The organism is Rhodococcus sp. (in: high G+C Gram-positive bacteria), from assembly GCF_049299235.1.
Classification (GTDB): domain Bacteria; phylum Actinomycetota; class Actinomycetes; order Mycobacteriales; family Mycobacteriaceae; genus Rhodococcus.
Genome location: NZ_JBAQXC010000030.1, coordinates 1 through 10497, shown reverse-complemented (window position 1 = coordinate 10497; position 10497 = coordinate 1). Strand labels below are relative to the sequence as shown.

8 protein-coding genes are annotated in these 10497 nt (G+C 67.3%); 1 reads left to right on the top strand and 7 read right to left on the bottom strand.

The window, feature by feature from the left end:
• Positions 1-238, top strand: a 238-nt coding sequence (locus tag WAX14_RS02005) for a hypothetical protein (RefSeq protein WP_422626419.1), incomplete at its 5' end; no start/stop codon positions are given.
• A gap of 179 nt (positions 239-417) precedes the next feature.
• On the opposite strand, the gene WAX14_RS02000 is transcribed toward WAX14_RS02005, so the two are convergent.
• The 7 genes from WAX14_RS02000 to glf all read right to left on the bottom strand — a co-directional run bounded on the left by WAX14_RS02000 (position 418) and on the right by glf (position 10457).
• Positions 418-2310: an alpha/beta hydrolase-fold protein gene (locus WAX14_RS02000; RefSeq protein ID WP_422626422.1), complete on the bottom strand. Its 1893-nt coding sequence runs from the start codon at positions 2308-2310 to the stop codon at positions 418-420.
• A gap of 262 nt (positions 2311-2572) precedes the next feature.
• On the bottom strand, positions 2573-3565 hold the full coding sequence (locus WAX14_RS01995; protein ID WP_422626418.1) for an alpha/beta hydrolase: 993 nt from the start codon (positions 3563-3565) through the stop codon (positions 2573-2575).
• Positions 3566-3935: 370 nt separating this feature from the next.
• On the bottom strand, positions 3936-5885 hold the full coding sequence (gene zomB / locus WAX14_RS01990) for a flagellar motor control protein ZomB (RefSeq protein WP_422626417.1): 1950 nt from the start codon (positions 5883-5885) through the stop codon (positions 3936-3938).
• The gene (locus WAX14_RS01985) at positions 5866-6771 is read right to left on the bottom strand and encodes a decaprenyl-phosphate phosphoribosyltransferase (RefSeq protein ID WP_422626416.1); all 906 of its coding nucleotides are present in this window, start codon (positions 6769-6771) and stop codon (positions 5866-5868) included. Before WAX14_RS01985 ends, zomB begins: the two co-directional genes overlap by 20 nt.
• Entirely contained in the window at positions 6768-7265 is a 498-nt protein-coding gene (locus tag WAX14_RS01980; RefSeq protein ID WP_422626421.1) for a phosphatase PAP2 family protein, read from the bottom strand. Before WAX14_RS01980 ends, WAX14_RS01985 begins: the two co-directional genes overlap by 4 nt.
• Positions 7266-7299: 34 nt before the next feature.
• Complete coding sequence (locus WAX14_RS01975; RefSeq protein ID WP_422626420.1) at positions 7300-9204, bottom strand: glycosyltransferase; 1905 nt, start codon at positions 9202-9204, stop codon at positions 7300-7302.
• Between the two features lie 32 nt (positions 9205-9236).
• Entirely contained in the window at positions 9237-10457 is a 1221-nt protein-coding gene (glf, locus tag WAX14_RS01970; RefSeq protein ID WP_422626415.1) for a UDP-galactopyranose mutase, read from the bottom strand.
• Positions 10458-10497: the final 40 nt, after the last annotated feature.

Here is a 10497-nt window from a genome sequence, read left to right as displayed (position 1 = left end):
CGTCACGGGTGCGTCGGCTTCGGTGGACTCGGCCGGGTTCTCGGCGCCCGAGTTCTCGGCGGCCGACGTCGCGGACGCCGAGGTGGACGCGGCTGCCGTGGACGTCGAGGCCGATGGAGTGCTCGTCGCAGTGGAATCGTCGCTTCCGCAGGCTCCGAGCAGAGCAGCGGCAGTCAGTGCGGCGGCGCAGGCGCCGACCACGCGGGTCGAGCGCGAACGGGTCCGTGCAGGCATGTAGTGGTGTCCTCATCCGGTGTCGTGAGCGAACAGTCTGGTCAGCGAGCAGTAGTGAACCGGCAGGGCGTAGCGCCGGCACCGCACCAGGCTACAGAGAGCGCCGAAGGCGGTGACCGGAGCAGTGGCTCCCGGTCACCGCCAGACGATAGGCGCCGACGCTCGTGTCGGTCGAGGGCAGTCCTAGGGGGACACGGCGACGACGTCACCGACCCTGGTGACGAACCCGCCCTGGAAATTCTGCTGGATCCCGCCTTCGATCGGGAACTCGTCACTGACCGGGAAACCCAGTCGCCCGCTCTCGTAGCCGGCGTCCTTCCATGCGTCGAAGATCGGACCGTTGTGCACCGGCCAGGCGCCGGTCAGCGGACTCCAATAGATGTTTCCGTTCTCGAATTCGTTGAAACGTCCGCCGTCCTTGACGGGAATCTCACTGGTCTTCGGGAATCCGAGGACGCCGTTCTCGTAGCCCAACTCGCCGTACTTGCCCAGAATCATGCCCTGCACGGCGTGGGCGCCGGTGGGTTCGCTCCAGTACATCGCACCGATCTCGAAGCCTTGGACGACACCCGGCTTGTTCGGTGTGGCGACCTCGTCGAGCACCGGGTAGCCGAGGGGACCGCTCTCCCAGCCCTGCCGTGCCCACTCGTCGAGGATCGCGCCGCGGACCGCATGCGCTCCGGTCTGTGGGGTCCAGTAGACCGAGCCGTGCTGGAAGTGGGTGAACCGGCCGCGGCCGTCGGGGGTGCCGCCCTCCCCGGTTTTCGGGAATCCGAGCGGTCCGGCGGGACCACCACTGCCCTGATAGGCGCCGCCGATGGCACCGGCGACCGGGAACGTGCCCGCGCCGGACGCGAAGACCCGGCCGAACCGGAAATCTTGCGCCTGGCCACCGGCGACCGGGTACTCGGCGGTGACACAGTCGCCCAGCCACGCGTTCGCCGCGGCGACGTCCCCGATCGACCCGGCCGCCGCGCAGGGCGGCTTGTCCACCGGCACACCGAGCGTGTTCGCGAGTTGCGGCCACAACTGGTGCAGTTCGAACTGCCAGTACGGCCACGAGTGGGTGCCCGACGGGCGGTAGACGACCTGCGCCGGAATACCGAGCTTGTTGATCTTGGTAGCGAACGCCTGCGACGTGAGCCTGGAAAGGATCTCGAGGCCCATGCCGGCATAGTTGGTGCTCACGCCGGGGACACCCGAAGGCTGGTCGTACGGACCGGTGCTGCCGCTACCGCTGGAGACGTAGAGGCTCACACCGCGCAGCTTCTCCGCGAGCAGATACGGATCGTGCGACTCCCAGCCCGCGCTGCCCGGCGGCCCCCACATGGCGTCCACGTCGAAGCCGCCCGCATCCTGCATCGCGTAGCGCAGGGCCTCCGGCATACCCAGCGTCGTGGTGGTGAGAATGCCCGACAGCGACGCCGCGAACTGGAAGAACCCGGGATTGCGGGCGGGCAGGAACATCGCGGCGGTACCGCCCATGGACAGGCCGACGACACCGCGAGTGGTCGTGGCCCGCCACTCGCCCTCGAGGACGTGCGGCAGCTCCTTCGTCAGGAACGTTTCCCACTTGTAGTTCTGCCCGTTGTTCTGATCGACCCAGTCCGAGTAGAAGCTGGACTGGCCGCCGACGGGTAGCACCCCGAGAACGTTCTTGTCCGCGAAGAACGATTCGATGTCGGTGTTGATCGTCCAGCCGTTCTCGTCGTCCTGTGCGCGCATGCCGTCGAGCATGTAGACGACGGGGAACCGCGTATCGGGCCGGATGTTCCAGTCGCGAGGAAGCAGCAACTGGACCTGGATCGGCGTTCCCATCGACGGAGAATCGATCCACAACGCGACCCGGCGATCGGTGAGCCAGTCGACCCGAGAGACCGTGATGCCCGACGCCGGAGCCTGCGTCACGACCGGGCCGGTCCGGGCAGGTTCCGTGCGGGCGGGCTCTGTTCGTGCAGGCGCTGCGGACGCGACCGCAACCGTGGTCAGTCCCGCCGCCATCGGCGCGACCAGTACCGCAGCGAGGCCACCCAGGACGCGCCGCCTCAATCGTGGACCGCCGTGTGCTGTTCGCATCTGCATCGCTCGCTTCCTGCGTTGCGGGACCGTTCGCGGGCAGCGAGTCCACATCCGAAGGCGTGTGCGCTGCGCATCCGAAACTTGTTTGTACACGGAGACGGCCCCGGATCGGAGGTGACGCGCTGTGACAGGTGAGAAAATTGTTCACAACGGGACATGCCGTCCGATCTCCCGTTGCAGGGTGATCGGACGGCATGTGGACCAGCAGTGTGCGCCGACAGCGTTTCTCGGCGGACGACTCAGTGCGCGGTCAGCAGGGTCAGTGCGCGTTGAGTGCGTCCAGGATCTGCGGACGAGCCTTCCACAGCTCGTCCTCCCAGTACTTCCACGCGTGGGTGCCGCGCGCCGGGAAGTTGTACGACGCGTCGATGCCGAGCGAAGCCAGCTTGACCTGGAACGCGCGCGTCTGCACGAGCGAGAGAGCCTCGAGGCCCATCGCGTTGGCGGTGTTGTAGAAGCCGGTCAGGCCCTTGGGGGCGTCGTACTGTCCGGGCAGGCCGCTGGCCGCCGAGATGTACAGCGACAGGCCCTCGAGCTTCGGGGCGAACACAAACGGGTCGTTGCGCAGCCAGGCCGGGCTCCACGGCGGGCCCCACATCGCGTCGACGTTGTAGCGGCCGGCGTCGAGCATGGCAACGCGAATCGCCTCACGCATGCCCGGTGCGGACAGGTTGAGGTAGCCGGACAGCGACGAAGCGAACTTGAACTGGTCGCGGTGGTACGCGGCCAGCGTCAGCGCGGCGGAACCGCCCATCGACAGACCGAGGATGCCGTTGTTGCTGGTCGACACGCCGCGGGTGGCGAGGTACTCGGGGAGCTGCTCCGTGAGGAAGGTCTCCCACTTGTAGGTGATGTCCTGCCCGTTGAGATTGCTGGGCGAGTACCAGTCGGTGTAGAAGCTCGACTCACCGCCGACCGGCATGATGAGCGAGACGTTGTCGTTGGCGAACTGGGTGAGCGCGTTCGTCTCGAACGACCACGCGTTCGCATCATCCCGGGCACGCAGACCGTCGAGCAGGTACAGCGCGGCATCGCCACCACGCGACGCCCACTGGATCTGCACCTTGATCGGGCCCATATCGGAGTCGACGAAGACCTCTTCCCAGCCGCCGGCCGGCGCGCTGTGCGCGATCGGGGCCGACTGCGCGGGGGCGGCCACCGCGGCGGTGGTTCCGACCACACCGGCCGCGACCGGCAGCACGAGCGCTGCAGCGGCGGTGCCGAGCACCCGGCTGCGGATGCGCTTCGACATCCTCGGGACTAGACGCATGAACAATGCTCACTTTCTCGATCTTCGGCGCACGCGTACGCGTTCCCCGTCGGATTTCGGCGGTGGCGATCCGCGGAGCGGCGCCACAAGTCACACTGCGGTCAAGACTGTAAATGACTTCAAGGCCTCTGACAAACCCTCCGTCCCGCTGGTCACGGGATGAAAGCCGACGCGCGACCCCCGCCACGCCCTCCGACCGTTACCGAGTCGTTACACGGCGTGATCCTAACGAGATCCGGCCCGAAACCCAAGTCGGACACCTCGATTCGACCCCCGATTTCACCCGTGAAACGGTGCCGCCGACACGGCGGCGACGGTGACGGATCACACACCGTCGGCCCGTGCCGCGACATCACTCCCGCGGCGGGGGCAGTTCCAACCTGCACCGCTCGATCTCGTATTTGGGCACCCGATCGAAACGGTATGTGGCGTAGTCGAACGCATTGCGCAGATTCCGTTTGAACAGCGGCCAGGTCAGCTCCGCCCGCGACGAATCGAGCACTTCCTGCGTCTGCGGACACGTCAGCGCCACTTCGGCCTGTGCCACCCAGTCCTCGTCGAGGTAGCCGGGCAGCCACGGATGCAGGTTCACCATCCCCGATTCGGCGACCACCCAGTCCGGGTACAGGATCTTGTCGTGGCCGATCCGCCCGTCCTCGAGGCGTTCGGTGTGCGCGGCGAGCGGATACGCCAACCCCATCTGATCGATCACCCGCACGTCGAGCGGAACGTTCATACTGGTCATGCCCAGATTGAGGAAGTACACCGTGTGCCCGGCCCCACCCGGCGGGATCGGTTCGGGCGGCGGTACCACATCCCACGTGTCGAACGAGGAGGTCGGCAGCAACAATCCACCGCTCGGTGTCCGGTCGATCGCTTCGACCATCGCCCGCATCCGCGGATAGTCCAGGTAGTCCTCGGCACGGATCGGATGCGCGTGACCGGTGTTCAGTGCATAGAACGCACGCTCGTCGACAATGCCGGATCGCCCGACGACCGCACCTTCGGTCATCCCCGTGGTGCCGGCCGCGAACGCCGACCATACGACGGTGACGAGCCACAGCCCGCCGACCGCGCCGGCGACCGTGGTGGCACGACGTGGCTCACCGCGCTCCGGCAACCGCACCGGCACCACCGCGACGGGAACGAGCAGGCAGAACAACGGCGGCAGCAGCACCCGCCCGTGCATGAAATCGCCGCCGACACGCAAGGAGTACAACGCGAGCAACACACCACTGCCGAGCATGAACAGCACGACCGCGGTCGGCGTGCGCAGCGCCCGCTGACCACGGGCGAGCAGGGTCCGCGCATCGGTGGATGCGATCTCGCGCACCCGATCGGCGACGGGTTCGCTGCCTGCACGGCTGGTCGCGATCATCACGACCGCGACGATCAGCAGCAGAAGCAACGGCAACCACAACAGGTACGGGCCGACCAGGTTGCCCAGGTATTCGAAGCCCTGTGCCCATTTGGCGCCGCCCGCATCCTTCGACACCGCGGTGTTCGGATAGGGCAGTCCGTAGTAGCCCATCCGCCAGATCTGGTACCCGACCGGAACCGCGCCCGCGACCGCGACCATCACCGCCCGCACACGCCACGTCTGGTCTGCCGCGAAGAACAGCATCGCCAGGGCGACAGCCGCCAGGATCGCCAGTTCCGGCCGGACCAGCGGTCCGAGTCCGGCTGCGAATGCCGTCCCGAGCACCGCGACGGTGCTCGGGACCGGGGTCGTGGCCCACCGCATCATGAGTAGCCACAGCAGTGCGATCCAGAAGATCACCAGGCAGCTCTCGAGCCCGGACGTCGCGAAATCACGGGCAGGTGGAACCGCGATGTACACCACCATGCCCGCCGGAAGCAGCAGGAGGGTGCCGCCGGCGCCACGGAGCCGCCACCGGTAGAGCCGGGCGGTGCCGACCATCGCGACGACCACCGCCGCGGTCGACAGCACCAGCGCCAACCCGAGCACCACATACTCGAGGCGCGCCCCCGTCACCCAGCCGAACCCGTAGACCAGGTATGTCCACAACGTGGACGTATTGGCCTCCACGCGTTCCCCGATGTTGAACACCGGACCGTTGCCTGCCAGCAGGTTCCGGACCGTGCGCAACACGATGAGGCCGTCGTCGGCGATCCAGCGCCGCTCCCACGCACCCCAGAACATGAGCACGCCGGTGACGACGACACCCGCGGCGAACACACCTCGGGACAACCCGGTCCGTCCGGGGACGCGGTGGGCCGGTCCGCCCTGCCGCGCCGACGAGTCGACGTCCGCAGCGACGTCAGAAGAGGTAGACAGCACCGCCGACCACCACGATCCAGACGATCGCGAGCAACTGCAGAATCCGGTCGCCGAGCGCGATCTCCTCGGGTTCACCGGCCTCGCCGCCGTCGACGTCGACGGCGTACCGCAGGATCGCGACGACGAACGGGATCATCGAGATGGCGAACCAGTTCGATTCGGCCAGCATGTCGCGCTCGAACGCCCACAGGCCGTAACAGATGACGACCGCGGTCGCCGACAGGGTCCACACGAACCGCAGGTAGGTCTCGGTGTAGTACTCGAGCGACTTGCGGATCTTCGCACCCGTCTTGTTGGCCAGGCGCAACTCCGCATACCGCTTGCCTGCGGCCATGAACAGCGAACCGAACGCCATGATCAGCAGGAACCACTGGGACAACGGGATGCCCGCGGCGACACCACCGGCGATCGCGCGGATGAGGAAGCCGGACGAGACGATGCAGATGTCGAGAACGGCCTGATGTTTGAGCCCGAAGCAGTATGCGAGCTGGATGCCGATGTACACCGCCATCACGACCGCGAGCTGCCAGTTCGCGAGGAACGACAGGCCGATCGCGGCGATCAGCAGCACCGCGGCGAGACCGAACGCCAGGTTGATCGGGACGACGCCCGCGGCGATCGGCCGGAACCGTTTCGTCGGGTGCGCGCGGTCGGCGTCGACGTCCATCGCGTCGTTGACCAGATAGATGCCCGAGGCCGCCATGCAGAACACGACGAACGCCAGGGCGACGGGCCCGAGAACGTCCAGCTCGGTGGCCGAACCCGCAGCGAGCGGTGCCGCCAGCACCAGCACGTTTTTGACCCACTGGCGTGGCCGGACAGCCTTGATGATGCCCGCGGGCAGACTCTGTGGCGGCCCGGTGACGGTTGCCGGTTCCTCGCTCATCGTTCTCCAAACTTCTTTTCTGCCCGCGCGACCGCGGCGGCCGAGGCCGCCCCGAGCGCTGCGCCGGCCAGGACATCCGTCGGGTAGTGCACACCGAGGACCAGTCGCGACAGCAGCATCGGCGGGACGAGTACCGCAGGCAAGGGTAGCCCGGTCAACCGACCGAGCAGGACCGCGGCCGCGGTCGTCGACGTCGCATGCGACGACGGAAAGCTCAACCGGCTCGGCGTCGACACGTTCACGGCGACCGTCGGATCGTCGGGTCGCGGCCGTCGCACGATGCGTTTGATCACGATCGACGCGGCATGTGCCCCGACCGCGCCGACCGCGACGCCCGCCCACTGACGGCGACGACGGCGATCGACGAGCGCGCCGATGCCACCGATCGCGACCCAGCCCAGAGCGTGCTCACCGAAGTGCGACATGCCACGGGCGATCGCGATCGCCTGCGGCCGGGTACCGACCGTGGCCTGCACGGCCTGCAGAATCTGGATCTCGGCATCGGTGGTCTTCCAGGCAGCGGCTCCGTCACTGCTCGACAGCGAAGACACGTTCCCACTCCTCCTTGCTCGTCAGGGCAGGAACCGCATCCTGGTACTGCTTCTTCAGCTCCGGGAACCGTCGTGCCAGTTCACGCCGTAGGCGCAGCGCTTCGGACAGCAATGCCCCGGCCTGCGCGCGGTCGCGCTTACGGTAGACGACGCCGCGCCCGTCCGCGGTGGTGACCGTCACACCGTCGACCTGCGAGAGCAGGAACCAGCGGGCATCGATCGTCGGCACATTCAGCTGCGGCTGCTCGTGGTGGGCGTCGACGGCCGGGCGCAGGTTGTGCACCACACCCTTCGCGAGCCGCGAGAGCTTCCCGAGTGGTCCGCGCGGCTGGCCGACGGCACCGACGTCGGCACCCGACGGCAGCGGCAGCTCCGTCGACGACGGCAGCGCCACCGCGTCGGGGAAGTTCTTGCGCAGCGCATGCACCTGACCGAGGGCCTTCGGAAGCAGGTCGAACAGGCCGTCGGGCCCGGCGAGGAAGTCTTCGATGGCCTTGTTCTGGATCGCGACGGTCGAATACTCGAGGCACACGAGGTGCTTGATCGTCGCCTTGACGGTGTCGAGGACCAGACCGCGGCCGTCGCCGGGCATGTGCAGCGCCGCGACCACGAGCCGGTTCCGCAGGTGGAAGTAGGCCTGCCAGTCGATCGCGTCGTCCTTGTCGGACCACGCCATGTGCCAGATCGCGGCACCGGGCATCGTCACCGTCGGGTAACCGGCGGCGCGGGCCCGCAGCCCGTACTCGGCGTCGTCCCACTTGATGAACAGTGGCAGCGGCTGACCGATCTGCTCCGCGACGACCCGCGGGATCATGCACATCCACCAGCCGTTGAAGTCGACGTCGATACGCCGGTGCAGCAGCTTCGAGTTCTCCCGGTCGCGCAGCGGCTTGGTGGAGAAGTCGTGATCGTATTCGACGTTCGGGGCGGCCGACCACATGAAGTTCGCGCGGTTCACGACCTCACCCATGGTGTGCAGGTGGCTGCGTTCCTGCAGGTTGAGCATCTGGCCGCCGACGAGCATCGGGGACTTCGCGAACCGCGACAGCGCCAGCGCGCGGAGCACCGAGTCCGGTTCGATCTCGATGTCGTCGTCCATGAACAGGATGTATGGCGCGTCGGTCGTGGCGAGTGCTTCGTACATGATCCGGCTGTACCCGCCGGAGCCGCCCAAATTAGCCTGATCGTGGATGACCAGCCGGTCACCGAAGGGCGCGGCGGCCGCGGCGAAGCCGTCCTGGTCGCGCACCTTGCGGGTGCCCTGATCGGGGATGATCACGGCGTCGACGACGTCCATGACCAGCGGGTCCGACGCCAGCGCCTGCAGCGCCTTCACGCAGTCGGCGGGCCGGTTGAACGTCGGGATGCCGACCGCGACGGATGCCTTCCCGGGCGCCTCGACCGGCGCGTACCAACCGGCGGCGACGAGGGTGACGTCGGTGTCGGTGGTGATGTCGAACCAGATCCAGCCGCCGTCCTCGAACGGGCCGAGGTCGGTGTCGAGTTCGACGACGGTCACCGCGCCGTCGGTGCCGGTGAATTCGCGTCCCTGCACGTGGATGCGGCTCGAGTCGGCCTTGCTGCGGTACACGTCGACGCGTCCGTGCCCGGACAACTCGAGGCGCAGCACGACGGAATCGAGCGTGCTCCAGCGTCGCCAGTAGCTCGCGGGAAACGCGTTGAAGTAGGTGCACAGCGACACCTCGGACTCCGCGCCGACGCTCAGCGTCGTGCGGCTCTGCGCGTGCGCGCGCCGCGCGTTCGTCGGCGATTCCTCCAGGTAGAGGGTGCGCACGTCGAGCGGTTCACCGGGTCGCGGCAGGATGATCCGCTGCAACAGCGACTTGCCGAGTCGCGGCACCGCGGTGCTGTCCGGGCTCACGGTCTTCTCCTCGAGATCGAGTTCGCCGACGCTCACGACGCGTCCCCCGAAACCGGAACGCCCGACTCGAAGAACGGTACGAGGGTGTTGTCGAACATGCTCAGCGCGCTCGCGATCGCCATGTGCATGTCCAGATACTGGTAGGTGCCGAGGCGGCCACCGAACAGCACGTGGTTCTCCGCGGCTTCCTGCTTGGCGCGATCGCGGTAGGCGGTGAGCTTCTCGCGATCCTCCGGCGTGTTGATCGGATAGTACGGCTCGTCGTCGTCGCCGGCGGCACGCGAGAACTCGCGCATGATCACCGTCTTGTCCGCCGGATACGTGTCGCGCTCCGGGTGGAAGTGCCGGAACTCGTGGATACGGGTGTAGGGGACGTCCGCGTCGTTGTAGTTCATGACCGGGGTGCCCTGGAAGTCGCCGGTGGGCAGCACCTCGGTCTCGAAGTCGAGGGTGCGCCAGCCGAGCTTGCCGTCGGCGTAGTCGAAGTACCGGTCGAGCGGGCCGGTGTAGACGACGGGTGCGTCGGGGCTGGCGGCGCGGATCTCGTCGCGCACCTCGAACCAGTCGGAATCCAGGCGTACCTCGATCCGATGGTCCTTCGCCATGTTCTCGAGCCACGCGGTATAGCCGTCGACGGGAAGACCCTCGTAGGTGTCGTTGAAGTAGCGGTTGTCGAACGTGTACCGGACCGGCAGCCGGGTGATGTTGCCGGCGGGCAGTTCCGTCGGATCGGTCTGCCACTGCTTGGCGGTGTAGTCACGCACGAACGCCTCGTAGAGCGGGCGGCCGATCAGCGAAATCGCCTTCTCCTCGAGGTTCTTCGCGTCCGACGACTCGATCTCGGCCGACTGCTCCTTGATCAGGGCGCGGGCCTCGTCGGGCGTGAAGTACTTGCCGAAGAACTGCGAGACCAGGCCCAGGCCCATCGGGAACTGGTAGGCCTGGCCGTTGTGCATCGCGAAGACGCGGTGCTGGTAGCCGGTGAAGTCGGTGAACAGATTCACGTAGTCCCACACCCGCTTGTTCGACGTGTGGAACAGGTGGGCACCGTACTTGTGGACCTCGATGCCGGTTTCCGGCTCGGGTTCGGAGTAGGCGTTTCCGCCCAGGTGGTGTCGTCGTTCGACGACCAGTACACGCTTCCCGAGCTGCGTTGCGGCGCGCTCGGCAATCGTCAGTCCGAAAAATCCGGATCCGACGACGATCAGGTCGTAGTCACCGGTGGAGGGCTGGGGCGCTGATGCAGCAGTCACGGAAGACCAGGGTAGGCGACCATCCGGCCCGTGCGGGTTT